Origin of the sequence: Kribbella steppae (assembly GCF_004342025.1) — a bacterium.
Classification (GTDB): Bacteria; Actinomycetota; Actinomycetes; order Propionibacteriales; family Kribbellaceae; genus Kribbella; species Kribbella steppae.
In genome coordinates this window covers 147,426-171,617 of record NZ_SLWN01000019.1, presented here as the reverse complement: position 1 = coordinate 171,617, position 24,192 = coordinate 147,426, and the positions used below count along the sequence as shown (strand labels likewise).

The window sequence follows — 24,192 nt, the reverse complement described above, 5'->3', positions numbered from 1 at the left end:
CTGGCCAGTGATCTTCTGGTCCGCATGGGCCGTGTTCCAGGCCGCGACCATCTGCTTGGCCCAGGTCACTTCCTCGGCATTGTTCGAGTACCAGATGGTGATCGGTCCGGTGGCCTTGGCCGCGGCGTCGGCGCCACCAGAGCTGTCGCCACTGTCACCACACGCGGCGAGTGAGCCGGCCAGCACCAGGGCCAGCAGTCCAGCTTGCAGTTTCATGATTCCTCCAAGTGCGCCAGGGGAAGCGCTAGACACGGGGTACGGCGGCGGTGGAGTTGCGGACGACGAGCTGCGCGGGTGGCAGTTCGACATCGGGTACGTCGGCCGCACCGTCGACGACCTGGTTGAGGGTCTGGGCGGCCGCCTCGCCGAAGCGGAACGGGTCGGCGCGCACGGTGGTCAGGCCGGGGTGGACGTACTCGGCAAGTTCGCTGTCGTCGAAGCCGGCGATGCTCAGGTCGTCCGGAACGGTCAGTCCGGTCGCCTGGGCGGCGCCGAGGCCGGCGATCGCCATCCGGTCGTTCGCATAGACGATCGCAGTCGGCGGCTGCGGCAGCGCCAGCAGTCGTTTGGTCGCCTCGATCCCGCCCGCGGCGGTGAAGTCGCTGGTCTCGACCGCCGCCGGCGCGATCCCGGCGGCGGCCAGCGTCGCCATGAAGGCATCTGACCGGGCCGTCGCGTGCACGAACGCGGGTGGGCCCGCGACGTGCGCGATCCGGCGATGACCGAGTGACAGCAGGTGCTCGACGACCGCGATCGTCCCGGGCCGGTCGTCCAGGATGACGGCCGGGAACGGCGACGTGCCGTCGGGCCGGTTCAGGGTGACGGCGGGCAGACCGAGCTCGACCAGCAGGTCGATCCGGGGATCGTCGTGCCGGAGGTCGGACAGGAAGACGCCGTCGACGCGGGTGTCCTGCGCCAGTCGCCGATAGCCCGCCTCCTCGTCCTCGCCGGCGGTGACGACCTGGAGGACCAGAGCCTGCCCGCGGGCGGACAGGACGCTCTCGACCCCCGCGATGAAGGCCGGGAAGAACGGGTCCGACGACAGCACGGCCGGGTCGCGGGTGATCACCAGACCGAGGGCGAATGCTTTCGAGACCGACAAGGACCGGGCCCGGTTGCTCGGCCGCCAGCCCAGTTCGTCGGCCGCGGCGAGGATCTTGTCCACGGTCGCACTCGCCAGGCCGGGCCGTCCGTTCAGCGCGAACGACACCGCGCCCTTGGACACCCCGGCCCGCGTCGCCACATCGGCGATCGTCGGCCGCTGTTTGCTCATCAGACCTCGCTTGACGGTGGTTTAAACCGGTTTAAACAGTCACTAAACCGGTTAAAACGTCGCACGTCAAGATCTGGCGCAGTGCGCAGTACCGCAATCTCCGGGCGTTTGCGCGCACTCGTTTGCAGCTGATCGCTTGACGCCGCACCGGCCCGAGGGCTTGACTGGGCCGGCAGTGACGCACCCAGCCGGTAGCGGATCAGCGCATCCGGAGTCCGGTTTCCAGGCGCCAGGGCGTGGTGTGAGCCCGAGGCGGGGTCGCGTCCCCGGGACCGATGGAGCAATCGTGTCCGACACTCGCCCGCTCACCCGTCGTGCTCTCAGTCGCGATCGGACGGCGGCACCCGCCGCCGGGCTCTACAACATCTGCTACGTGAACGCCTTCCAGGGCCAGCACCACACCCAGTGGGCCGCAGTGATGGCCGGCAACGTCATCACCGTCTTACCGGTCCTGCTGGGATTCCTACTGGCCCAAAAGGCCTTCATCCGCTCACTCGCCTCCACCGGACTCAAAGGCTGATACATGAATTTCGACCTGCTAGTGATCGGTGACGTCAATCCTGATGTCGTCATCGGACCCGTCGACCAGCCGGTCGCCTTCGGGCAACGTGAGCGCCTGGTCCAGCACGGATCGCTCGTGCTCGGCGGCTCGGCCGCGATCATGGCGTGCGGTGCGGCCCGGCTCGGGCTGAGCGTCGCCTTCGCGGGCCGCGTCGGCGACGACCCGGCCGGTGCTTTCGTGCGTACGGCGCTTTCGGACCGCGGAGTGAACGTGGACGCGATCACCGTCGACCGCGACTCGTCGACTCCGCTGACCACGATTCTCACCTCCGGCGACGATCGCGCGATCCTGACGTCGCCTGGCTGTATGCCCTTGATCAGCGCAGACGACGTACCGCGGTCGCTGCTCAGGTCAGTGCGGCATGTCCACGCGGCATCCTTCTATCTGCTCCCTCAGTTGGCGGCCTCGCTGGCCGCGCTGTTCAAGGAGGCGAAGGGCGCGAAGGCGACCACGTCCCTCGATCCGAACGACGATCCGGCCGACCGCTGGGACCGGATGGTGCTCGACCCGGTCCTGCGGGTCACCGACTTCTTCTTCCCGAACGCGGCCGAGGCCAGCGCACTCACCGGTCATCCGTCAGTCCCCGACGCCGCCGGGATCCTGGCGCGCCGAGGTCCGCTGGTCGTGGTGAAGAACGGCGCTCAAGGAGCCCTTGCCCACAACGGATCCTCGGTGACGACCGCCAAAGCTTTGAAGGTCGAGACGGTTGACGCGGTGGGCGCCGGCGACAGCTTCGACGCCGGCTACGTGGCCGCCGTATTGAACGGGTGCGGTCGTGAACGGGCGCTGGCGGTCGCGACCGCGTGCGGCTCGCTGTCCACCCGGGCCGCAGGCGGGACCACCGCGCAGGCGGACTGGGACCTCGCAGTGGAGAGTGCGTCCCGATGAGCAAGATCGTCTTCGTCGGGGCGGCGGTGTCGTCTTCACGCAGGGGTTGCTGGCGGATCTCTTCGGTCTCGACCTAGGCCCAGTGCACATCGCGCTGCACGATATCGATCCGGAGCGACTCGATACGGCGGCGGCCGCGGCGTCGTACATCGCGACCGAACGTGGCGTGACGCCCCGGATCACCGCGCACCTCGACCGGCGGGGCGCTGGAGCCACCGCGGTGGCCCTTCCGGTCGAGCGAATCTGGGACCTGTGCGACGAGCTGGTCATTGCTCACGGCAATTACTTGGAGCTGGCGCTCCGGTCGAGCTCCTGATGACCAACTCGGTCGCCAGCTCGACATGGCGCAGGCCGGGGGTGACACCGTCCCCCAGGCTCAACAAGGTCTTGAGCGCGTAGGCGCCCAGGTCCTGGAGGGATTGCCGCACGGTCGTCAGCGGTGGGGTCGACGACTCGGCCAGGACGGTGTCGTCGAAACCGACGACACTGAGATCGGCGGGTACGGCGAGTCCGCGCAGCCGAGCGGCTTCGATCACGCCGACGGCGATCGCGTCGTTGGCGGCGAAGACGGCGGTCGGCGGCTGCTCCAACGCGAGCAGCCGCCGGCCCTCGCTGACACCGGTGGCGGTGACGAAAGTGCCGTGTGAGACGAGCTCGGGGGCGACGCGGAGTCCTGCCTGGCTCATCGCCGCGAGGTATCCGTGCATGCGGGCTTGTCCACAGGACGAGGTCTCCGGCCCGCCGACGAACCCGATGCGCTCGTGTCCCAGCCGGAGGAGGTACTCGGTCGCTTCGATCGCTCCGGTCGCGTTGGTCGAGCCGACGGTGACCACCTCGGCCGACGGGAGTTTCAGGGCGTCGATCGCCACCACCGGCTGTCCCGCTCGGTCCAGCGCCTTCGCCTGCTTCTCGCTGACCTCACAGGCAGCGACGAGGATCCCGGCACCTCCAGAACCCCTTCTGCGCCAAGACTCCAAGGCCGCGACCACTACGTCCACCTCCGCCTCGGTCGCGGCGGAGACGATTCCCCGCATGAGCTCCGACGTGTACGGCGAGAGCAGGTCGTCGCAGACGAGGCTGACCGTCCGGACCCGCTTTCGCTTCGGCGCCCGCCGTACCGGGACATAGCCGTGGTTGGCGAGCGCTCGCTCGACTCGGACGCGCGTGTCCGCGCCGACGTCGGGGCGTCCGTTCAAGACCTTCGAGACCGTGGCCTTGGACACTCCGACCTCGGCGGCAACCATGGCCAGTGTGGTTCGCATCTTGATTCCACCGTTAGGGGCTTATGGTGGTAGCGTCCCATGCACGGCTCTGAAGAGCAAGCCCGTCTACAGGGCCGCCTGGAGGTAGGTGCGGTAGGTGGCGAAGGAGTCGACGACCTCGGCGGCGGTGGGTTGGTTGGTCAGGGCGCCGACGCCCTGGCCTGCGTAGATCGAGATGCGGGCCGGGTCGGCGGCACGGACACCTTCAACGTAATCGGCGTGCGCGCCGTCCTTGGTCTTGAGCTCTTCCTCGCGGCCTTCCCAGGTGTCGAAGAAGGCGTTCCGGAGCGCACGGCCGCCGAACTCGTCCGGCCAGCCGGCCCGCGAGGCGGCGTCGAAGACCGTGCCGTACACGGTGTCGGTCTCGTCGGCCTCGATCACCCGCTGCCGGACCGGCTCGGGCGTCAATGCCTCGGTGCAGGTGAGGAACGCCGTACCGATCCAGGCACCCGCTGCTCCCGCAGCCAGTACGGCGGCCAGCCCGCGCGGACCCGAGATACCACCGGCCGCGAAGACCGGGATCTCGGTGAGATCGAGGATCGCCTGCAGCAACGGGAGGGTGGCGACCGCGTTGCGGCCATGTCCACCGGCTTCGGCGCCACGCGCGACGATCACGTCCACACCGACGTCGATCGCCTCCCGCGCATCGGCGACCGTGCCGGCCTGCATGGCGACGACGATGCCTTCCTTCTGCAGCGTCGCGACGTACGGCGCATAGTCGCCGAAGCTGAGCGAGACGAGGGCCGGCTTCAGCTCGAGGACGGCCTCGAGGTGCTCGGGGCGGTCCTTGACCGACCAGGCCATCAGGCCGACGCCGTACGGCTTGCCGCTCTCCGCGGCGACCGCACCCTCGGTGCGGATCCAGTCAGCGCTGACGCCGGAGCCGGCGCCGAGCATCCCCAGTCCGCCGGCCGCCGAGATCGCGGCGGTCAGCCTGCCTCCGCTCACATTCGCCATCGGTGCACCCACCACCGGAACGGACAACCCGAACTTCTCCGTCAGCCACATGGATCAAGGGCATCACAGGCGGGCAGACACACACAACGGCCGGCCCCGCGAGCGGGCCGGCCGTTGGTGGAGTGGCTCAGAACTTGTAGACGTCCGACTGCGGGTCGCCGTGGCAGCGCTTGTACTTCTTGCCGGAGCCACACGGGCAGGCCACGTTGCGCGGCGTACCGGCGTACTGCAGGCCGTCGTCGGTCCCCCCGTCCTGGCGGACCGCGACCTCGTCGTCGCCGTCGATCGTCGGCGCCGAGTACGACAGCCGCTGCGGGCGACTGTCACCGGTCAGGCCCTTGGCGCGCAGCCGCGGGGTGTCCCGCGGACGCGGCGTGTCCTGCGGCCGACCCTCGTCCTGGAGCCGGCCCGGGAACTCCGCCACCGGCGCACCCGGCGTGAGGATGTCCTCGACCCGGCGGCCCACGACGCCCTCGTCGGAGTCGGCCGCCTCGGCCTCGGCGGCGAGCTCCATCTCGGCCCGCATCGCCTCGACGTCGACCTCGACGTTGAAGATGAACGCGACCGACTCCTCCTTGATCGACTCCATCATCGCGGCGAACATGTCGTAGCCCTCGCGCTGGTACTCGACCAGCGGGTCGCGCTGTGCCATCGCGCGCAGGCCGATGCCCTCGCGCAGGTAGTCCATCTCGTACAGGTGCTCGCGCCACTTGCGGTCCAGCACGCTGAGCACCACCCGGCGCTCCAGCTCACGCATCGCCTCGGTGCCGAGGTGCTCCTCGCGCCGGGCGTACGCCGCCTTGGCGTCGGCGTTGAACGCCTCGACCAGGAAGTCCTGGGTCAGGCCGGCCTTGTCGCCGCCGGCCTCCTCGATCAGCTGCTCCTCGGTCAGCTCGGTCGAGTACAGCGTCTTCGTCGCGGTGAACAGGGCGTCCAGGTCCCAGTCCTCGGCAAACCCGTCCGCGGTCGCACCCTGCACGTAGCCGGTGACGGTCTCCTCGAGCATGTCCTCGACCTGGTCGCGCAGATCGGCGCCCTCGAGGACGCGGCGGCGCTCGTCGTACACGACGTGCCGCTGCCGGTTCATCACGTCGTCGTACTTGAGGATGTTCTTCCGGGTCTCGAAGTTCTGCGCCTCGACCTGGGACTGTGCCGACGCGATCGCCTTGGTGACGACCTTGTTCTCCAGCGGCTGGCTGTCGTCGTTGTTCCGCGACATCGCCCAGTCGACCATCTCGCGCTTGAACAGCCGCATCAGGTCGTCCTCCAGAGACAGGTAGAACCGGGACTTACCCGGGTCGCCCTGCCGGCCCGACCGGCCGCGCAACTGGTTGTCGATCCGGCGGGACTCGTGCCGCTCGGTGCCGAGCACGTACAGGCCACCGGCCTCGGTGACCTCCTCCTGCTCGTCCTTCACCTGCTTCTCGAACTGCTCCAGGACCGACGGGTACTGCGCCTCGTACTCCTCCGGCGACTCGGCCGGGTCGATACCGCGGGCGCGCAGGTCCTTGTCGGCCAGGTGCTCGGGGTTACCACCGAGGATGATGTCGGTACCGCGGCCGGCCATGTTGGTGGCCACCGTGACCGCGCCCTTGCGGCCGGCCTCGGCCACGATCGCCGCCTCCCGCGCGTGCTGCTTCGCGTTCAGCACCTCGTGCGCGATGTTCTCCTTGCGCAGCTGGGCGGACAGCCGCTCGGACTTTTCCACGCTGGTGGTGCCGACCAGGATCGGCTGACCGGTGCTGTGCACCTCGACGATGTCCTTGACCACCGCGTCGAACTTGGCGTCCTCGGTGCGGAAGATCAGGTCGCGCTCGTCGGCGCGGATCATCGGCTTGTTGGTCGGGATCGGGACGACGCCCAGACCGTAGATCTTCTGGAACTCGGCCGCCTCCGTCATCGCCGTACCGGTCATGCCGGCCAGCTTCTCGTAGAGGCGGAAGTAGTTCTGCAGCGTGATGGTCGCCAGGGTCTGGTACTCCTCCTTGATCTCGACGCCTTCCTTGGCCTCGATCGCCTGGTGGAGTCCCTCGTTGTAGCGGCGGCCGTGCAGCGTCCGGCCGGTGTGCTCGTCGACGATCAGCACCTCGTTGTCGACGACCACGTAGTCCTTGTCCTTGCGGAACAGGTCCTTGGCCTTCAGCGCGTTGTTCAGGTAGCTGATCAGCGGGGTGTTGGCCGACTCGTACAGGTTGTCGATCCCGAGCCGGTCCTCGACCTTCTCGATCCCGCGCTCGAGGATGGCGACGGTGCGCTTCTTCTCGTCCACCTCGTAGTCGGCCACCGGACGCTGCTCCTCCGGCACCTTGTCGTCGGCGACCCGCGGCTTCAGCGAGTTCGCGATCTTCGCCATCTCGACGTACCAGCGCTGCGAGTCCTCGGCCGGGCCGGAGATGATCAGCGGGGTCCGGGCCTCGTCGACCAGGATCGAGTCCACCTCGTCCACGATCGCGTAGTTGTGCTCGCGCTGGACGCAGTCCTCGATGCTCTGCGCCATGTTGTCGCGCAGGTAGTCGAAGCCGAACTCGTTGTTCGTGCCGTAGGTGATGTCCTTGCTGTACGCGACCCGGCGCTCGGCCGGCGACATCTCCGGCAGGATCACGCCGTAGTCGAGGCCGAGGAAGTGGTACACCCGGCCCATCCACTCGGCCTGGAACTTGGCCAGGTAGTCGTTCACCGTGACCACGTGCACGCCCTTGCCGGACAGCGCGTTCAGGTACGTCGGCAGCGTCCCGACCAGGGTCTTGCCCTCACCGGTCTTCATCTCGGCGATGTTGCCCAGGTGCAGCGCGGCGCCGCCCATGATCTGGACGTCGTAGTGCCGCTGGTGCAGGGTCCGCTTGGCCGCCTCCCGGACGACCGCGAACGCCTCCGGCAGCAGCGCGTCGAGCGACTCCCCGTTCTCGTACCGCTGCTTGAACTCCGCGGTCTGACCGCGCAACTCCTCGTCGGACATGCCGACGAAGTCGTCCTCGATCGAGTTGACCATCTTCGCGATGCCCTGGAGCTGGCGCAGGATCTTGCCCTCGCCGATCCGCAGGACCTTGTCGATCACCTTCATGGTGGGGAGTTCTCTCCTTGCTGCTGAAGCCTTTGATGCGGCCGACGCCGACAGGGCACGATCCACCCCTGGGCGGGCGCGCGTCACCCATGGTACGGGGCAAGGTGTGCCAAGCCACGCCCCTATGCGTGCCGCGGGGCCTATCCGACCCACGATCCAGCGCTGAGAAAAGTTCCGTCTGACCGGTCAGGAACCGCGCAGGGCGTCACTCAGCGCAGGTGAGAGATCACCGCCGCCGACTACCCGGACCTGGTCCAGCCCCAGGAACCCGGCCAGCTGGACCAGCTCGGCGGCCAGCTCGTCCGCGGCCTCGACCGGCGCCTTCGGCTCGGCGTGGGCCGACTGGACCAGCAGGACCCCGGCGGCCCGGTCCGACTTCAGGTCCACCCGGGCGACCAGGCGGTCCCCGAGCAGGAAGGGCAGCACGTAGTACCCGTGGATGCGTTTCTCCGCCGGGACGTAGATCTCGATCCGGTACCGGAAGTCGAACAGCACCTCGGTCCGGGTCCGCTCGAAGACCAGCGAGTCGAACGGGCTGACCAGCGCCCGCGTGTTCACCCGCCGCGGCAGCCGCGCGTCCCGGTGCAGATAGGCCGGCCGCTTCCACCCGTCGATCCCGACCGGGATCAGCTCGCCGTCCTCGACCAGCTCCTGGATCGCCTGCACGGTCTGCGCCGGCTCGGTCCGGAAGTAGTCCCTCAGGCACTGCGCGGTCGCCACCCCGTGCGCCTTCGCCGCGATCGACACCAGCCCCCGATGCGCCTCCGCCACGGACGGCGTCGGAGTCTCCAGTACGGCGCTGGGCAGCACCCGCTCCGGTACGTCGTACATCCGCTCGAACTGCTGGTTGCGGCGGGCCACCGTGATTTCACCGGCGAAGAAGAGGAACTCGAGAGCTCGTTTCACATCCGACCAGTTCCAGCCCCAGTTCTCCTTCGACCGCTCAACGTCGTCGTCGATCTGGCGAGCGGTCAGCGGGCCGTGGTTGCGGACGTCGGCGAGCACCTGCTTGAGCAGATCCGGACGCTCCTTGGCGATCGAGCGCGGGCCGCCCCACGCCTCGGTGGTCGCGCGGGCCATCCGCCAGCGCATCAGCGCGTGCGTCTCGACCGGGATCAGGGAGGCCTCGTGGGCCCAGTACTCGACCAGGCGGCGTGGTGCCTTCCCGGCGGCGCGGTCGAGCAGGTCGCGCGGGTACGGACCCAGGCGGGAGTAGAGCGGCAGATACTGGGCCCGGCTCAGCACGTTCACCGAGTCGATCTGGATCAGGCCGATGCGGCCGAGCACACGCGACAGTGCCCGGGCGTCGGGCACACCCTTCGGTCGCGGGTCCATGAAGCCTTGCGCCGCCAGCGCGACGCGCCGCGCCTGAGCCGTCGACAACACCTGTGTGGTCACGTCACGAATTCTGCCGGGCGCCTCCGACATTATTCAGCGCCGATCCTGCACGGCGGTCACCACGAGCCGTTCGAGCAGCTCCGGACCCGGCGGGACAGGCAGGAGCCCACGGGACCACAACTCCTCGACGGACCGGAAGCGGCCGGCCTGGACCCGGCTCGCCACGATGGCAGCCGCGATCCGGAAGTTCAGTCCGGGCAGAGCCGACAGCACCCCGGCCGGTGCCTCGTTGAGGTTGACCACGCGCGGGATCACCGCGCCACCCAGCTTCTGGAACACCGTCTTCCAGTCGGTTCGGGCCTGCGCCGAGGGCTGAGGGTGCACGGCCGCACTGTAATGCGCGCCGAGGCCATAACTCGGGAGTTACCGCAAGTGGGAGGTGCGCTACACACGGTGTTCGGGAGACCCTCCAAAGAGGCCACGCCGCCCGTGTGGCCCCTATCAACCTGGAGTGAGGCATGACAGGAAGATTGCAGTTGATCCGTGCCGCCCTGGCGGCCGGTGTGCTCATCGTGGCGTCCCTCGGTGCGGTGGCTTTGGCGGGCTCCGCAACGGCCGCGCAGACACCCGACGGACCCAAGACCCGGATCGTCGGCGGCGACATCGCCCACACCGCCGACACGCCCTGGGCGATCCAGCTGTCGAACACCGGCTCGCCCGACCCGACCGGTGAGTGGTGCGGCGCGACGCTGGTCGCGGCGAACAAGATCGTCACCGCGGCGCACTGCTCGCAGGAGGCGGCGTCCACCTACACCGCGATCCAGGGCCGGGACGTGCTGAGTGACACGTCCACCGGCAAGGAGTCGAAGATCAGCAGCATCTGGGTCGACCCGCAGTACGGGCAGGCAGCTGGACACGACGTCGCGGTGATGACGCTGACCACGCCGTTCGACGGCGTACCGACGCTGGCGCTGGAGACCGACAAGGCGGCGGACGCGGCCGGAGCGGCATCGGTCGTTTACGGCTGGGGTGAGACCGAGGGCACCGGTCCGGCGAACACCTTCCAGAAAGTCGACGTCCCGGTCCTGGGTGACGCGTACTGCGAGCAGGCGTACGCGAGCGAGGGGTACACCGCCGACGGCGAGATCTGCGCCGGGTACGAGGAAGGCGGCAAGGACTCCTGCCAGGGCGACTCCGGCGGACCGCTCGTCCTCAACGGCCGCCTGTTCGGTGTCGTCTCCTGGGGCGTGGGCTGCGCCGACGCCGGCAACCCGGGTGTCTACGCCGAGGTAGCGACGTACGCGAGTGCACTCCAGGCCCAGATCGACGGTTAGCCGCATCCTCAGCGCAGGCTCGCAGCGCTGAGGGACGAACCTTCGCAGGGACAGAGAAGGGGCCGGGCTCACAGCCCGGCCCCTGTTCTTTGTGCTCCTCCCGAGATTCGGCGGTCGGCCTCACACGACCAAAGAAAACGTCAGACGGCCAGACGGATCACGCCGTAGTCGTAACCGCGACGGCGGTACACGACACTGGGCTGGTTCTCGTCGGCGTCGACGAACAGGTAGAAGTCGTGTCCGACCAGTTCGAGCTCGTAGAGCGCCTGGTCCAGGGACATCGGCTTGGCGGTGTGGGTCTTCTCGCGCATCACCAGAGGACCGTCGCCGGTGACCGTGAGGGATCCGAACTTGTACGTCGCCACCTCGTCCTCGGCGACTGTTTCCTCCACTACTGGTGTGGTGCCGTTGAGCGGCTGCTTCGCGTTCACGTGCCGTAGGCCCTCCGGCGTCCGCTCACCGCGGTGCACCCGGCGGCGATCCGCCGCCTTGCGGACCTGCGCCCGCAGCCGGTCCAGGCAGACGTCGAACGCCGCCTGCTTGGTCTCGCCGGTTGCTTCGGCGCGGACCACCGGTCCCTTGGTGTACATGGTGAGCTCGACACGCATCGCCCGATCGTGCTGTCGCGGGTTCTTCTCCTGGCTGACTTCTACTTCGCATCGCAGTACCCGGTGATCGACCTTCTCGATCCGTTCGAGTTTTTCCTCGACGTACTGCCGGAAGCGGTCACTGACCTCGCAGTGATGACCCTTGACAACGACGTCCACGGAAACCTCCATCGATCGGCGACTTCTTGTTACGTCTCCGGACCCCCGTCACTCGCTGTATCGGTTGCGGTTGGGGCGCCCGAAACGAGAACACCCGCCTTCGAGCCGGTCGGACTCCGTGGTGAGGATTCCGGCTGATCCGGACCTGCACCACATCCCTGCCCGACAAGCCCTAGCGGGTGTCATAGGCCAACGCTAGTCGGCTTCGGCGAAAACCGGTAGGGAAGTTCTCATGAACCAGACGGCTTGTGCCGGCGGGTCGCGGCCAGCACCGCACAGCCGAGCACCGGAATCCCCCCGGATTCCAAGGCCCGGCACGCTTCGGCGAGCGTGGAACCGGTGGTGATCACGTCGTCGACCACCAGGACCGGCTGATCCGTCAGTCTTTCAGCCCAGCGCGAACGAGCCGCGAAAGCCCCTACCAGGTTGGCGGTACGGCGCTCAGCGGACAACCCGGCCTGGTCGTCAGGACGCCGTACGACTCGCAACGCAGCAGCCGTCCGGGCGTCGATCCCCTGCCGCTGCAGGGTGCGTGCGGCGGCGCGCGTGATCCGGCGCAACGGGTCGTGCCCGCGCTGCCTGACGGTCGATCGTGCGGACGGAACGGGACACAACCAGACGGCTCGGCGCTCGCCGAGAGCGGTGCGGACAGCGGCGGCCAGGACTGCTCCGAGTGGACGCGCCAGCGCGTACCGGGCTTCCTCCTTGTGCGCGACGATCAGCTTCCGAAGCTCATCCGCGTACGGCGCACTCGCGGTGGGCGGGGGTAGTCCGGCCGGCCGTGGCTCCGGCCAGGCACGGAACGGAGTCACCGAGGTGAGTAGCTCTCGGCAACCATCACAGAGAGTGACACCCGGCCGCTCGCACCCGGCACATCGTCCACCCAGCACGAGATCCACGAACGCGTCCCGGACCGGCACCGCTCAACGATCCGCGACATTCCCGCCGCCCGCAACCAGACTTCACCCGCCCTGTGGACAACTCATCCCGGGTAGGTCGGGTCGATGGGTGCCCCGTCGTCGTCCATGTTCACCCAGGTGAGGTCGCGGGTCTGCCAGTGCAGGTGGCCCTGGACGTCCCTGATCACCGGAAGGGTGTCCTTGTTCAGGTTCGAGGCCAGCAGTCCGGTCGCGAACCCGGACGGAGCGCCGGGAAGCAGTTGCAGCCGGGAGCCGTCGGTGTTGACCAGCCAGGGCGCGTTGGCGACGGAGGGCGCGTTGGCGACGGAGGTCGACGTACCGGCGATCAGGAGGCCTTGTTTGTTCCAGGCTGCGTCGGTGATGTCGCGGAGCGGCAACTGGAGCTGGCGGAGCTGCCCGAGCACCAACCGGCCGCCGGTGACGGACTGGATCGTCCCGGTCTGCACGTAGTTGTCGCCGGTGGTCTTCGACCGCATCACCAGCAGCGCGCGGACACCGTCCGGTGCCATCCGCAGCACCAGCGGTGCGTCACCGTGGAAGCTGGTCGCCACCTCGGCGGCCTTGCCGTCGCGGTCGCGGACCCGCAGTCGCGGTTTGGCGCTGTCCGCCCGGTCCAGGATCCAGAGATTGTCGTGGTTGTCGTAACTCGGCCGCAGCACCCGGCCCTGGGTCGGGATGGTCCTGAGCGGGTCGGACTTGTCGGTGGAGTCCAGCCAGGAGGTGGCCACCACGTCCTCACCCTCGTAGGTGGTGACGATCGCACCGGAGTCCCCGCGCAGGTTCACCGCGAACGACTTGGCCGGGTAGTCGGTCAGCATGCTGTTCTTCAGCGGTCGCGCCGCGATGTCGGACGCCCCGTCCAGCCCTTCGATCCGCTGCACCTTGCCGTCGCGGACGCCGTACAGGTCGGTCATGGCGCCGTTGGGGACGGACGGGTCGTACTGGGTGAAGTTGGAGAACGGCAGCACGTCCGGATCGTCGGGCAGCAGCGGCGCACCGCGGACGGTGATCTTGACCCGCAGGTTGATCTGGTTGAGGGTCCAGACGATCTGGGCTGCGAGCAACCGGCGTTCGGTGTCCTGCAGCGGGGAGACCGCGTCGTTCAGCGCGACTGTCGCCACGCCGAACTCGACCGGTACGGACACTTGGACCCCGGTCCCCGGTGGCGCCAGCGAGTACACGCCGTTGCCGAGCCGGCTGGTCGGGCCCTTGAGCAGCTCCTGGACCAGCTGGGTGGCGGCCTGCCCGGCCGAGAGGTTGACCGGCAGGTAGACCGGGTCGGGGACCAGCATGTCCCGGCCCGGCGTGAAGAAGTAGAGATTGCGCGGGGCAAGCTTCGGGTCCAGCTGGTTGCTGCCCAGGTACACGCCCGGCGGCACCGACGCGACCCGCCACTGGCCTTCGAGCTTGATCAGCTTGAACACGAACGAGACCGGCTCGTCGACCTTCGCGGGGTTCCACGACCCCCGTTCGTCGATGGTCGCGATCTTGCGCGCCTTCAGCTGGACCTGGTCGGTGCCGAGGCTGGTGACGGCGTCACGCTTCTGCTCGTACACCACCGTCTGCGTCTCCGGCTTCCAGGCCGCCGCCGCCTCCGGGGTCATGTACTCCCGGGCCACGTCGAAGGCCCGCGAGTCCGACATCGCCTCGAGGAACCCGTTCACCAGCGCCAGCGGCGGGGTGTTGTCCCGTGGCGGCTTCGCCTCCACGCCGACACCGCCGAAGTCCGGTGCCAGGCCCTCCCGGCTGCCGCTGCGGATCGTGCCCTTGGTCGGCACCGTCGCACAGCCGGTGACCAGCAGCAGGACCACCAGGACCGCCGCGAACAGCTTCCGCCTCACCGTTCCTCACCACCGGTCAGTTTCTGGTACGGCGCTCCGACGTCGACCAGGGACTTCTCCGTCACCACGCGGCTGGCGTCCGCCGGACGGGCCGGCAGCGGCGAGCCGGACAGCGTGACGTCCGGCCGTCGCGGCAGCGTGAGCCGGAAGTAGGCGCCGTCGCCGGGCGAGCCCCAGGCATCCAGCCGGCCGCCGTGCAGCCGGGCGTCCTCCAGCGCGATGGACAGGCCGAGTCCGGTGCCGCCGGTGGTCCTGGCCCGGGCCGGATCGGCTCGCCAGAACCGGCTGAACACCATCTCGGCCTCCTCGGCCCGGAAGCCGATGCCGTGGTCGCGGACCGCGACGGCCGCCGCGTCGTCGTCGTACGCCGTACTGATCCGGATCGGTAGGCCCTCGCTGTGCTCGATCGCGTTGCCGATCAGGTTGCGCAGGATCCGCTCGATCCGGCGCGCGTCCACCTGGGCCCGGCACGGCTCCGGCATGTTGAGCTGGACCTCACAGCCCTTGCGCTGCAGCAGGGTCTCGTGGTTCTCCAGCACCCGGTTGACGATGTCGCGCAGATCGACGTCCTCCAGGTCGAGGGCGGCCGCGCCCGCGTCGAACCTGCTGATCTCGAGCAGGTCGGCGAGCAGTTCCTCGAACCGGTTGAGCTCGTTCTGCAGCAGCTCGACCGAGCGCCGGCTGATCGGGTCGAACTGGTCCCGGCTCTCGTGCAGCAGGTCGGCGGCCATCCGGACCGTGGTCAGCGGCGTGCGCAGCTCGTGCGAGACGTCGGAGACGAATCGGCGTTGCAGCCGGGACAGCTCCTCCAGCCGACGGATCTGCCGTTGCAGGTTGCCGGCCATCTTGTTGAAGGAGACCGCCAGCCGGGCCAGGTCGTCGGTGCCGCGGACCTGCATCCGCTCCTCGAGCTTGCCGGCCGCCAGCCGCTCAGCGATCCGCCGCGCCATCCGGACCGGGGTGACCACCTGACGGGTGACCAGCCAGGCGACCGCACCGAGCAGGACGACCAGCAGTAGACCCGCGGTGACCAGCGCGCGCTGGACGACGTCGAGCGTCTCCTGCTGCGGGGTGAGCGGGAAGAGGAAGTAGACCGCGTACCGCTCGGTGGGTGCGGTCGGGACCCGCAGCTGGGATCCGACCACCAGACCGGGGACGCTGGGACCGTCGCGGTAGTGGATCACCGTGTAGGTGTCCCAGAGCTTGGTGTCGTCGCTCATCACCGAGGACGCCAGCTCGGTCGGGATCGAGTCGCTGTCGACCAGACCGGTGTAGCGGATCGCGTTGGTGGTGGACGTGTCGGCCGGCACCAGCAGGACGTCGTACAGGCCGGGGCGATTGGAGCCGAGGACGAGCTCGGACAGCTGCTGGTTGATGATGTTCGGGTCGGCGGCGTCGATGGTGTTGGACAGCGAGGCCAGCTGGGCGACGGCCTCCGACTGTGCGCTGCTCCGGCGGGACTCGAGCACGCCGTCGGTGACCTGGCTCATCATCACCCAGCCGACCAGGAGCAGGACGACGGTCGACATCAGCAGGGTGCCGGTGACGATCCGGGCCTGGATGGACCGGCGCCAGATGTCCGGCCAGTGCTTCGGGTGCGTCCGCCACAGCGGCTGCGGGTAGGCAGGCCAGTCCGCCACGGCGGCGGTGAGCTCCAGCTCCGTCCCGCGGGTCTCCGCCGTCTCCTGCTCGGGCGGGGCCGGCTGCTGCTCCGGCCCGACCGGCGCGGCCGGGGCGTCGGCGGCCGCCTGCGACTCTTGGTCGCGTCCGTACTCGATCAGTCCGCACCCGCCTTGTAGCCGACACCGCGGACCGTGACCACGATCTCCGGGTGCTCGGGATCCTTCTCGATCTTGGAGCGCAGTCGCTGGACGTGCACGTTGACCAGCCGGGTGTCGGCCGCGTGCCGGTAGCCCCAGACCTGCTCCAGCAGCACCTCGCGGGTGAACACCTGCCAGGGCTTGGAGGCCAGGCAGACCAGCAGGTCGAACTCCAGCGGGGTCAGCTGGATCGTCTCACCGGCCCGCTTCACCGAGTGCCCGGCCACATCGATGGTCAGGTCGCCGATGGTCAGCGACTCCGGCCCGGGCTCGTCCATCCGGCGCAGCCGGGCCCGGATCCGGGCCACCAGCTCCTTCGGCTTGAACGGCTTCACCACGTAGTCGTCCGCGCCGGACTCCAGGCCCAGCACCACGTCGACGGTGTCGCTCTTGGCCGTCAGCATCACGATCGGTACGCCGGACTCGGCCCGGATCGCCCGGCAGACGTCGATCCCGTCCATCCCGGGCAGCATCAGGTCGAGCAGCAGGAGATCCGGCTTGAACTCCCGGAACGCCGGCACCGCTTTGTCACCGGTTGCGCACAGATAGGTGTCGTAGCCCTCGTTGCGCAGCACGATGCTGAGCATCTCCGACAACGCTGTGTCGTCGTCGACGATGAGAACGCGACCCCTCATCGTCCGGTTACCGTCTGCCACGCCCTGCTCCTTGCCGTCCGATCGTTGTGCGCCCAGCGGATGCTGACCGTACGCACTACGGATAGTGTCCCATTCCCCGGGTAGTGCACACGCCGGATCGCCGTGTGACCCCGAGTTGGGCTGTGATCATGGTGCACAGCCCGTGCCGGACACAACTTATGGACTACACGGCTCAGACTGGCCGGCGGTTCAACGAGGGGAGGTGCCAGTGGACGACATCGGTCTGCACGAGGACCCGGCGGCGGAGCCGCTGCGCCCCTGGCTGCCTGCCGACCTGCTCGACAACGCGGCCCGGACCATCTCCGAGAACAAGACGATCATGCTGGGCCTTCCGGTGCTCGCCGCCATCGCCCTGCTCGCCGTCCAGGCCGTGCTGACGGAGGTCGCCGTACCAGGTGGGATCGGTGGGTTCTTCGGGGCCGACGACCCGTTCCAGCAGGCCGGTGCGGCGCTCCTGCTCACGTACGGCGTCCAACTGGTGCTGTTCAGCGTGGTGTCGAGCATGCTGGCCGGGATCATCGCGCTGGCCGCCGTTCGGAGTCAGCTGGCGCGTCGGGTCGGGCCGCGGGAGCTGCTGCGGCTGATCCGGCCGGCTTTGCCCGCGCTGTGCGCGGTCGGGCTGGTGCAGTCGCTGTCGTTCATCATCCTCATCGGTGGCTGGGGGCTGGCAGTGGTCGGCATCGACTCGGGGGCCGAGTCGGCGGTCTCGTCCGACGTGGCCGGTGCGGTGGCCATCGTGATGATGCTGGTCGGTGCGGTGCTGGTGCTGATCTTCGGCATCCGCCTGTTGCTGGCCGGGACCGTTGTCCTGATGGAGGGCAGGCACGCGCCGGACATCGGCCTCCACATCCCTGTCAGGGTGGGGATCTGGGGTGCGCTGAAGCGGTCCTGGCAGCTGGTGAAGGGCAAGTTCTGGCGCGTGTTCGGCATCCTGCTGTTCGCGGGACTGGTGGTGAACATCGTCAGCTACGCCCTGCAGTACGGGGTCACCACACTGGTGATGACGGTCGGCACGTGGGCCGACAGCAGCCACAGCAGCAGTGCGACGGTGGCCGCGATCGTGCTTGGTGTGGCCGCTGGGCTGGCGACCGCGATCACCCTGATCGCCAGTCTGGCCTTCATGTCCGCCGTCCAGGCCCTGATCTACCTGGATCTCCGGGTACGACGTGAAGGCCTCGACCTGTGGATGCGGCCCGTACTGCGCCCCGGAGGCACCGCATGATCATCCTGGAGCCGCCGGTCGACATCGGCCGGGACGAAGCGGCTGCCGAGGCGGCCAAGGAGCTGTCCAAGACGGCGTACCGGCAGTCCGGCGACTCGCTCATCGAGCGGGCGATCGGCAAGGTGCTGGAGTGGGTCGCCGACCTGCTGGACAGCCTGACCGGGTCGTCACCGAGCGGCCACGCCGGTCTGTTCATGCTGATCGGACTGATCGTGCTCATCGTCGTCGTGGTGCTCTGGCGAGCCGGTGTGCTCCGCACGAGCCACCGGGAGAAGCAGGTCGTCTTCGACACCGCGAGACCGCGTAGTGCGGCCGAGTACCGCGCCCAGGCGGAGCAGGAGGCCGCGGCCGGTGACTACGCGCACGCTATTCGCAGCCGGTTCCGCGCCTGTGTCGCCGAGTTGACCGAGCGGACGATCCTGGACGAGCGGGCCGGCCGGACGGCGTACGAGGTAGTGGCGGACGCTGGACGGGCGGTGCCGGAGCTCCGGGGTCCGCTACAGCCGGCTGCACTGGCGTTCACTGAGGTTGTCTACGGCAACCGTCCCGGGACACCAGAGCGGTACGCCGCGGTGGTCACAGCTGATGGCGCAGCCCGGACTGCGCGGGTGCTGGTGCGCGCGTGAAGGAACGGAGCGAGTTCACCATCAGGCACAGCGCATCTCGTACCTCATCCGCGCCCGGAGCGAAGCGAGGACGCGGATGAGCACTTCGGTCGGGCGGAGTGCCGGCGAGAGTTGGCGTGTGCTGAGGACACCGATGCTCGTCACCGGGGTCATCGTGCTGGTGGCGATCGTCATCATGATCGCCACCGCGGCACGGACCTCTGGACCGTTCAGCCCGGACTCCACCGAGCAGGGTGGTGCACGGGCGCTGGCGGCGCTGCTGGAGAACCACGGCGTCACCGTGCACGGCACTGAACTGCTGGACGACGCAGTCGAACCAGGAGACGGCAAGACTTTGCTGATCGGTCCGATGGGCCAGCTGGATCGCTCTGACTGGCAGCGGATCGCTGACGCGGGCTGGAGCCACATCATCCTCATCCGCCCTGGTTCCCGCGCGCTCGAAGCTCTCGCGCCCGGTGTCGATGACACCGGCCAGATCCTGTCCTCCAGCAGCCGTGATCCCGACTGCGACCTGCCGGCCGCGGTAAAGGCCGGCACTGTGACTGTCAGCGGCTCTACCTACTCGGCGCCCTCCACGGCCCAGGCCTGCTATGGAGACGGCATTACGAACACGGTGATCCGGTTGGAGACCGACGGCCGGATCGTCGACGTCGTGGGCTCGCAGCGCTCGTTCACCAACGACCAGATCGCCGACGACGGCAACGCCGCCCTGGCACTCAATCTGATCGGCACCCACCAGGACCTGACCTGGTACCTGCCGCAGTGGGAGTCCACCGGCTACGACGAGCCAGACGAGGACGCTCCGCCGCTGATTCCTCCGGATGTCCGCTACATCGCCTGGGCACTGGCGTTCGCCGTACTCGTAGTAGCGCTCTGGCGAGGTCGTCGGCTCGGTCCGGTGGTTGCCGAGCGGCTGCCGGTCATCGTGCGCGCTGCGGAGACCACAGAGGGCAGAGCGCGCCTCTACCGCCGCTCACGCGCCCGGGACCGTGCCGCGGCCGCTCTACGTGAGTCCGCTCTCGGCAAGCTCCACAAAGCGCACGGCATCCCGCGGCGGGCCGAGCCGTCCGCGGTGGTCGCGACTGTTGCCGCACACACCGGTCGGGACCCGGCCATGCTGTACGAACTCCTCTACGGCCTTCCACCCCTCAGCGACGCCGCCCTGATGTCCTTGTCCCATGAACTCGACGTACTGACGCAGGAGGTACGACACCCGTGACGACTACCGAGGTCACCGCCGACCAGGCCAGGCAGGCGCTGGTCGCGCTGCGGACCGAGATCGGCAAGGCGGTGGTCGGTCAGGACACTGCGGTGACGGCGCTGGTACTCGCCCTGCTCTGCCGCGGCCACGTGCTGCTCGAAGGCGTCCCCGGTACGGCGAAGACGCTGATGGTGCGGGCGTTGTCGATGGCGATGCGGCTGGACACCAAGCGGGTCCAGTTCACCCCGGACCTGATGCCCGGTGACGTCACCGGCTCGCTGGTGTACGACGCCAAGAGCAGCGAGTTCGAGTTCCGGCCGGGCCCTGTCTTCACCAACATCCTGCTGGCCGACGAGATCAACCGGACACCGCCGAAGACCCAGGCGGCGCTGCTGGAGGCGATGGAGGAGCGGCAGGTCACCGTGGACGGCGAGCCGCGCATGCTGCCGGCGCCGTTCGTAGTCGCCGCGACGCAGAACCCGATCGAGTACGAGGGCACGTACCCGTTGCCGGAGGCCCAGCTCGACCGGTTCCTGCTCAAGGTCACTCTCGACATCCCGCCGCGCGATGCGGAGATCGCCGTACTGGCTCGGCATGCGCAGGGCTTCGACCCGCGGGATCTCGCCGCGGCGGGTCTGCGGCCGGTGGCTGGGCCGGAGGACCTGCTGGCCGGGCAGGCCGCCGTACGACGGGTTGCCGTCCGCGAGGACGTGTTGGCCTATGTCGTGGACCTCTGCCGGGCGACGCGGCAGTCGCCGTCGTTGCAGCTCGGTGTGTCGCCGCGAGGGGCTACTGCGCTGCTGGCCGTGGCCAGAGCCTGGGCGTGGCTGTCCGGGCGTGACTACGTCATTCCGGACGATGTGAAGGCGATGGCGCGTCCTTGCCTTCGGCACCGAGTGCAGGTGCGTCCGGAGGCCGAGCTCGAGGGTGTGAGTGCGGACGCCGTCCTCGAGAGCGTGCTGGCCACGGTGCCGGTACCACGCTGATGGTGCTCACTGGCCGGGCCGGTCTGCTGGCCGCCGCCGGCGTCGTCTTCGTTGCTCTGCTCATGCCGAGCTGGAGCGGAGTCGGCGTGGTCGTTGCGGTCGTGTTGGTGGTGTGCCTGGTCGACATACTGCTGGCCGGCTCGCCACGGCGGCTCCAGCTCAGTCGTGAGGGCGACAACGCCGTACGACTCGGTGAACCGGCTGTAGTTCATTTGCTGGTTGCGAATCCGGGTCGACGGGTCAAGGGGTTGCTGCGTGACGCGTGGCCGCCGTCGGCCGGCGTACAGGATCCGCCGCACAAGCTGGACCTGCCACAGGGTGAGCGACGACGGCTGACGACACATCTGCTGCCTACGCGGCGGGGTGACCGGCAGGCGGATCGCGTGACGATCAGGTCGATCGGTCCGCTCGGCTTCGCCGGCCGCCAGGGGTCACATCAGGTGCCGTGGACTGTGCGGGCGTTGCCGCCGTTCAAGAGCCGTAAGCACCTGCCGTCGCGGCTGGCCCGGTTGCGGGAGCTGGACGGCCGGACCGCCTTGATGGTCAGGGGTCAGGGCACCGAGTTCGACTCACTGCGCGACTACGTGCCGGGTGACGACGTACGGAGCATCGACTGGCGTGCCACGGCCCGGCGCGGCAACGTCGTACTGCGGACCTGGCGGCCCGAGCGCGATCGCCAGGTCGCCATCGTGATCGACTCCGGCCGGATGTCCGCGGGCCGGGTCGGCGACGCTCCGCGCCTCGACCACGCGATGGACGCGGCCCTGCTGCTGGCCGCGCTGGCAACCCGCGCCGGTGACCGGGTCTCCTTGCTGGCTTGCGATTCCGCGGTACGTGCCGACGTACGACGTCCCGCGCCGGAGGACGTGCTGCCGTCGTTCGTGAACGCGCTGGCGAACGTCGAGGCCGAACTGGTGCAGACGGACTTCCGCGTGGTCGTGTCGCAGGTGCTCGAACGTCTCGGCCAGCGATCCCTCGTCGTCCTGCTGACCGGCCTGGACCCGGCAGTGATCGAGGAGTCCCTGCTCCCGGTGATCGGCCCGCTGCTGCGCCGCCACGTGATTGTGCTGGCCTCCGTCGCCGACCCACGCCTCACCGAACTCGAGTCCACCCGCTCTGACCTGATCGAGGTGTACGGCGCCGCCTCCGCCGCCCGCACCCGCCTCGACCGCGAACGCGTCACCGCCATCCTCACCCGAGCCGGCGTCACCGTCGTCGACGAAGACCCCGACCACATAGCCCCCGCTCTGGCCGACACCTACCTAACCCTCAAGAAGGCCGGCCGCCTCTAAGCACCCGTTCGAAGGCGTCGCGGTTTGTGGAGGTAAAGGCGTGCTCGCGGCGGGACCAGGCGATGCGTTCGGCTCGTTGTTGGTCGGTCACCTCGACGGTCGCTTCGGTCCAGAAGCGGACGTTGCGGAGCTGGCGTTCGAGGATGGCGTCTACGACGGCGTGGCGTTGCGCGCCGGTGAGGCCGTAGGCGTCGACGAGGACTTTCACCTGTGTTGGTTGGGTTTCGAGTGGCACCTTCGACGCGACGCACCAGGTCCAGGAGGCGTACCCGAGATCCTCCAGCACATCGCCCGGCTCGGCGAAGTCGAAGTCGATCAGGGCGGCGGGCACGCCGTCGCGGAAGATGACATTGGTTGGGCCGGGATCGTGGTGGCAGACCACGTCGTGATGGCCGGCGAGCCGGCTGCCGCGGGTCGCGTCGTGGAACGCGCGCAGCAGCCGGCCGACCGCGGCGACCTGCTCATCGGTCCAACGCCCGTACCTGGCCGGAACCCAGCCGTCCAGGTAGGTGAGGATGTCCCGGCCCTCGTCGTCCTGACCGAGGTAGCGAGGGACACTGTCGAACCCTCGCTCCTCGAACAGTCGCAGAAGCTCTGCGGTGAAAGGAGATTTCGGCGAGACCGGCCGCCTGACCGTGTCGCCGATGCGGACGACACCCTTCGTGATCCGGCCGCCGGTCAATGAGGTGGCGTGATCCACCGGCTCACATCATCGTCGGGCGGGCCTGGGCGAAGGTCCATCGGTGGCCTTCGAGGTCCTCGGCGTCGTAGCTCCGGTAGCCGTACTGGTGGATCTCCGAGAGGATCTTGGCGCCGTTGGCCCGGGCATCGGCGAAGTGGGCGTCGAGGTCGTCGACGTACACCCAGACGCCGTGGTCCACCGCGGCCGTTCCCTTCTCGGTCCGCTTGAAGAGCAGGATCGCCGCCGAGCCGACGTGCAACTCGATCCAGGACGGGGACTCGCCCTCGACCGGGATCTTGTCCCAGGAGTCGAGGCCGAAGACGGTGTGCAGCCAGCGGGCCGCGGCGGCCGGATCCTCGTAGTACAAGGCGATCGCGAGCCGGTCGAGCTCACGCGGGGTGCGCGGCGCGGTCTCGCGGCGGCCGATCCAGGCGGGGAACCAGCGCAGGACGTTCTGCCAAGAGTAGTCGGCCCTGGTGCCACCGTCGACCAGAGATTCAACGACGGTCACGCGAGTGCCGTCGCCGACCGGGTCGAACGTGATCCGGGTCTCGGTGTCGTCGACCGAGCTGCGGTACTCGAGCAGTTCGCCGGGTTCCCAGGCGGTGATCACCCCGCGCTCGAGGGCGTCCTCGGGGACCTTCCGGTAGACCTCCAGAATGCGGCCGCCGACACCCGGCTCGATCCGCACCTCGATCGCCCGGGCGGAGTCCCAGAAGTTGATCGGGCTGCGCACCCACCACAGGTCGATCTCGTCGGTGAAGATGCGGAACGCGGTCGGTGGATCGACGGCGACCTCGACGGACACGGTGGCCGATCGCGGTAAGGGCTCCTTGGTCACGATGACTCCTTCTGCTCGACGTGTCGTTTGAACGAGCCCAACTGGTCTCGCCAGTGGGCCTGCACCTGATCCAGCCAGGCCTGGACGGCGACCACGGGCTCGGGGTTCAGCCGGAAGATCCGCACCCGCGCGTCGTCGGGCCCGCGCTCGTCGGCGACCAGCCCGGCCGACAGTAGGATCCGCAGGTGCCGGCTCATCGCGGGTGACGACGAACCGGTCGCGGCGGCCAACTGACCGGCGCGCTGCGGGCCTTCGCCGAGCAGTCGCACGACCTGACGCCGGGTCGGATCAGCCAGGACTTCGAAGAACCGATCGACCTGATCTTCCACCATGCCGCAATAGTTCTACTTCTCGTTAACTATTGTCAACAGGTAGAAGGACCTTTCGCCTGATTGCATGGGCCGCATGAGTGAAAGAGATGTCGAGAAGGACTACTCGGTCGCCGACTTCGCGGCCAAGCTGCGGCGACTGGCGGACGCGCTGGAGGCCGGCAAGCCGTTCCGGATCCAGATCGCCGGCGAGCGGTTCACCGTCCCCAAGAACGCCCGGATCAGCGTCGAGCACGAGCGCGGCGACAGCGAGGAAGAGGTCGAGTTCCAGCTGAAATGGGCCATCGCCGACGCCGACGAGGACCCCGAAGACGACGACCCCGAGGTCTAGCTC

At 68.8% G+C, this 24,192-nt stretch carries 24 protein-coding genes and 1 pseudogene; 10 read left to right on the top strand and 15 right to left on the bottom strand.

Annotated elements, in window-relative coordinates; all coding sequences use genetic code 11:
* Positions 1 to 216 (bottom strand): annotated as a pseudogene (locus EV652_RS39395) (sugar ABC transporter substrate-binding protein); the annotation flags it as partial.
* Positions 217 to 244: 28 nt separating this feature from the next.
* The gene (locus EV652_RS39390) at positions 245 to 1,273 is read right to left on the bottom strand and encodes a LacI family DNA-binding transcriptional regulator (protein WP_132215215.1); all 1,029 of its coding nucleotides are present in this window, start codon (positions 1,271 to 1,273) and stop codon (positions 245 to 247) included.
* Positions 1,274 to 1,559: 286 nt separating this feature from the next.
* Between EV652_RS39390 and EV652_RS44900 the strand changes: the two genes are divergently transcribed.
* The 3 genes from EV652_RS44900 to EV652_RS39375 are packed head-to-tail and all read left to right on the top strand — an operon-like array spanning position 1,560 to position 3,039.
* Complete coding sequence (locus tag EV652_RS44900; RefSeq protein WP_199238658.1) at positions 1,560 to 1,793, top strand: hypothetical protein; 234 nt, start codon at positions 1,560 to 1,562, stop codon at positions 1,791 to 1,793.
* Positions 1,794 to 1,796: 3 nt separating this feature from the next.
* Positions 1,797 to 2,723, top strand: a complete 927-nt coding sequence (locus EV652_RS39380; protein WP_132215213.1) for a carbohydrate kinase family protein — start codon at positions 1,797 to 1,799, stop codon at positions 2,721 to 2,723.
* Positions 2,710 to 3,039 (top strand): family 4 glycosyl hydrolase, encoded by a 330-nt coding sequence (locus EV652_RS39375; protein WP_242002282.1) that lies wholly within the window; start codon positions 2,710 to 2,712, stop codon positions 3,037 to 3,039. Before EV652_RS39380 ends, EV652_RS39375 begins: the two co-directional genes overlap by 14 nt.
* Here the strand turns inward: EV652_RS39375 and EV652_RS39370 are convergent.
* The 5 genes from EV652_RS39370 to EV652_RS39350 form a co-directional block, all read right to left on the bottom strand.
* Positions 2,990 to 3,985 carry a LacI family DNA-binding transcriptional regulator gene (locus EV652_RS39370; RefSeq protein WP_199238653.1) on the bottom strand — a complete coding sequence of 332 codons (996 nt, stop codon included), beginning with the start codon at positions 3,983 to 3,985 and terminating at the stop codon, positions 2,990 to 2,992. The genes EV652_RS39375 and EV652_RS39370 overlap by 50 nt on opposite strands.
* Before the next feature lie 66 nt (positions 3,986 to 4,051).
* The gene (locus EV652_RS39365; protein WP_132215211.1) at positions 4,052 to 4,993 is read right to left on the bottom strand and encodes an NAD(P)H-dependent flavin oxidoreductase; all 942 of its coding nucleotides are present in this window, start codon (positions 4,991 to 4,993) and stop codon (positions 4,052 to 4,054) included.
* Between the two features lie 76 nt (positions 4,994 to 5,069).
* Positions 5,070 to 8,003, bottom strand: coding sequence for a preprotein translocase subunit SecA (secA, locus tag EV652_RS39360; protein ID WP_132215209.1), 2,934 nt, complete (start codon positions 8,001 to 8,003; stop codon positions 5,070 to 5,072).
* 186 nt (positions 8,004 to 8,189) lie between these two features.
* The gene (locus tag EV652_RS39355; RefSeq protein WP_439649124.1) at positions 8,190 to 9,338 is read right to left on the bottom strand and encodes a winged helix-turn-helix domain-containing protein; all 1,149 of its coding nucleotides are present in this window, start codon (positions 9,336 to 9,338) and stop codon (positions 8,190 to 8,192) included.
* Between the two features lie 96 nt (positions 9,339 to 9,434).
* Positions 9,435 to 9,725, bottom strand: coding sequence for a helix-hairpin-helix domain-containing protein (locus EV652_RS39350; protein WP_132215205.1), 291 nt, complete (start codon positions 9,723 to 9,725; stop codon positions 9,435 to 9,437).
* Between the two features lie 134 nt (positions 9,726 to 9,859).
* On the opposite strand from EV652_RS39350, the gene EV652_RS39345 reads away from it, so the two are divergent.
* Positions 9,860 to 10,675, top strand: a complete 816-nt coding sequence (locus EV652_RS39345; RefSeq protein ID WP_132215203.1) for a S1 family peptidase — start codon at positions 9,860 to 9,862, stop codon at positions 10,673 to 10,675.
* A gap of 140 nt (positions 10,676 to 10,815) precedes the next feature.
* On the opposite strand, the gene hpf is transcribed toward EV652_RS39345, so the two are convergent.
* From hpf to mtrA, 5 genes are all read right to left on the bottom strand, one after another.
* Positions 10,816 to 11,442, bottom strand: a complete 627-nt coding sequence (gene hpf, locus EV652_RS39340; protein ID WP_132215201.1) for a ribosome hibernation-promoting factor, HPF/YfiA family — start codon at positions 11,440 to 11,442, stop codon at positions 10,816 to 10,818.
* A gap of 230 nt (positions 11,443 to 11,672) precedes the next feature.
* Positions 11,673 to 12,254 (bottom strand): ComF family protein, encoded by a 582-nt coding sequence (locus tag EV652_RS39335; RefSeq protein WP_242002281.1) that lies wholly within the window; start codon positions 12,252 to 12,254, stop codon positions 11,673 to 11,675.
* A gap of 170 nt (positions 12,255 to 12,424) precedes the next feature.
* Positions 12,425 to 14,203, bottom strand: coding sequence for an LpqB family beta-propeller domain-containing protein (locus EV652_RS39330; protein WP_132215197.1), 1,779 nt, complete (start codon positions 14,201 to 14,203; stop codon positions 12,425 to 12,427).
* A complete protein-coding gene (mtrB, locus tag EV652_RS39325) occupies positions 14,200 to 15,843 on the bottom strand; it encodes an MtrAB system histidine kinase MtrB (protein ID WP_242002280.1) in 1,644 nt (547 codons plus the stop codon). The genes EV652_RS39330 and mtrB overlap by 4 nt, the downstream gene beginning before the upstream one ends.
* A 137-nt stretch (positions 15,844 to 15,980) precedes the next feature.
* The gene (gene mtrA / locus EV652_RS39320; protein ID WP_131345780.1) at positions 15,981 to 16,658 is read right to left on the bottom strand and encodes an MtrAB system response regulator MtrA; all 678 of its coding nucleotides are present in this window, start codon (positions 16,656 to 16,658) and stop codon (positions 15,981 to 15,983) included.
* Positions 16,659 to 16,887: 229 nt separating this feature from the next.
* On the opposite strand from mtrA, the gene EV652_RS39315 reads away from it, so the two are divergent.
* The 5 genes from EV652_RS39315 (at position 16,888) to EV652_RS39295 (ending at position 22,006) form a co-directional block, all read left to right on the top strand.
* Entirely contained in the window at positions 16,888 to 17,901 is a 1,014-nt protein-coding gene (locus tag EV652_RS39315; protein ID WP_132215195.1) for a hypothetical protein, read from the top strand.
* Positions 17,898 to 18,527, top strand: coding sequence for a DUF4129 domain-containing protein (locus EV652_RS39310; protein WP_132215193.1), 630 nt, complete (start codon positions 17,898 to 17,900; stop codon positions 18,525 to 18,527). Before EV652_RS39315 ends, EV652_RS39310 begins: the two co-directional genes overlap by 4 nt.
* A 76-nt stretch (positions 18,528 to 18,603) precedes the next feature.
* Positions 18,604 to 19,746, top strand: coding sequence for a DUF4350 domain-containing protein (locus tag EV652_RS39305; protein WP_132215191.1), 1,143 nt, complete (start codon positions 18,604 to 18,606; stop codon positions 19,744 to 19,746).
* Complete coding sequence (locus tag EV652_RS39300; protein WP_132215189.1) at positions 19,743 to 20,714, top strand: AAA family ATPase; 972 nt, start codon at positions 19,743 to 19,745, stop codon at positions 20,712 to 20,714. The genes EV652_RS39305 and EV652_RS39300 overlap by 4 nt, the downstream gene beginning before the upstream one ends.
* Positions 20,714 to 22,006, top strand: coding sequence for a DUF58 domain-containing protein (locus EV652_RS39295; RefSeq protein WP_132215187.1), 1,293 nt, complete (start codon positions 20,714 to 20,716; stop codon positions 22,004 to 22,006). The genes EV652_RS39300 and EV652_RS39295 overlap by 1 nt, the downstream gene beginning before the upstream one ends.
* Here EV652_RS39295 and EV652_RS39290 read toward each other — a convergent pair.
* From EV652_RS39290 to EV652_RS39280, 3 genes are read right to left on the bottom strand one after another with little or no spacing between them, the layout of a single operon-like run.
* The gene (locus EV652_RS39290) at positions 21,984 to 22,706 is read right to left on the bottom strand and encodes a phosphotransferase (protein ID WP_132215185.1); all 723 of its coding nucleotides are present in this window, start codon (positions 22,704 to 22,706) and stop codon (positions 21,984 to 21,986) included. The genes EV652_RS39295 and EV652_RS39290 overlap by 23 nt on opposite strands.
* A 4-nt stretch (positions 22,707 to 22,710) precedes the next feature.
* Positions 22,711 to 23,529: a VOC family protein gene (locus tag EV652_RS39285; RefSeq protein ID WP_132215183.1), complete on the bottom strand. Its 819-nt coding sequence runs from the start codon at positions 23,527 to 23,529 to the stop codon at positions 22,711 to 22,713.
* Positions 23,526 to 23,861, bottom strand: a complete 336-nt coding sequence (locus EV652_RS39280) for an ArsR/SmtB family transcription factor (RefSeq protein WP_132215181.1) — start codon at positions 23,859 to 23,861, stop codon at positions 23,526 to 23,528. Before EV652_RS39280 ends, EV652_RS39285 begins: the two co-directional genes overlap by 4 nt.
* Before the next feature lie 73 nt (positions 23,862 to 23,934).
* On the opposite strand from EV652_RS39280, the gene EV652_RS39275 reads away from it, so the two are divergent.
* Positions 23,935 to 24,189 carry an amphi-Trp domain-containing protein gene (locus tag EV652_RS39275; protein ID WP_199238652.1) on the top strand — a complete coding sequence of 85 codons (255 nt, stop codon included), beginning with the start codon at positions 23,935 to 23,937 and terminating at the stop codon, positions 24,187 to 24,189.
* Positions 24,190 to 24,192: the final 3 nt, after the last annotated feature.

What these genes read in the sequence shown, in the direction of transcription:
- EV652_RS39365 (WP_132215211.1), bottom strand. Translation starts at nt 4,993, where the DNA reads ATGTGGCTGACGGAGAAGTTCGGGTTGTCCGTTCCGGTGGTGGGTGCA.
- EV652_RS39355 (WP_439649124.1), bottom strand. Translation starts at nt 9,338, where the DNA reads ATGGACCCGCGACCGAAGGGTGTGCCCGACGCCCGGGCACTGTCGCGT.
- EV652_RS39380 (WP_132215213.1), top strand. Translation starts at nt 1,797, where the DNA reads ATGAATTTCGACCTGCTAGTGATCGGTGACGTCAATCCTGATGTCGTC.
- mtrA (WP_131345780.1), bottom strand. Translation starts at nt 16,658, where the DNA reads ATGAGGGGTCGCGTTCTCATCGTCGACGACGACACAGCGTTGTCGGAG.
- EV652_RS39390 (WP_132215215.1), bottom strand. Translation starts at nt 1,273, where the DNA reads ATGAGCAAACAGCGGCCGACGATCGCCGATGTGGCGACGCGGGCCGGG.
- EV652_RS39305 (WP_132215191.1), top strand. Translation starts at nt 18,604, where the DNA reads ATGAGCACTTCGGTCGGGCGGAGTGCCGGCGAGAGTTGGCGTGTGCTG.
- EV652_RS39370 (WP_199238653.1), bottom strand. Translation starts at nt 3,985, where the DNA reads ATGCGAACCACACTGGCCATGGTTGCCGCCGAGGTCGGAGTGTCCAAG.
- EV652_RS39275 (WP_199238652.1), top strand. Translation starts at nt 23,935, where the DNA reads ATGAGTGAAAGAGATGTCGAGAAGGACTACTCGGTCGCCGACTTCGCG.
- EV652_RS39280 (WP_132215181.1), bottom strand. Translation starts at nt 23,861, where the DNA reads ATGGTGGAAGATCAGGTCGATCGGTTCTTCGAAGTCCTGGCTGATCCG.
- EV652_RS39310 (WP_132215193.1), top strand. Translation starts at nt 17,898, where the DNA reads ATGATCATCCTGGAGCCGCCGGTCGACATCGGCCGGGACGAAGCGGCT.
- secA (WP_132215209.1), bottom strand. Translation starts at nt 8,003, where the DNA reads ATGAAGGTGATCGACAAGGTCCTGCGGATCGGCGAGGGCAAGATCCTG.
- EV652_RS39295 (WP_132215187.1), top strand. Translation starts at nt 20,714, where the DNA reads ATGGTGCTCACTGGCCGGGCCGGTCTGCTGGCCGCCGCCGGCGTCGTC.
- EV652_RS39345 (WP_132215203.1), top strand. Translation starts at nt 9,860, where the DNA reads ATGACAGGAAGATTGCAGTTGATCCGTGCCGCCCTGGCGGCCGGTGTG.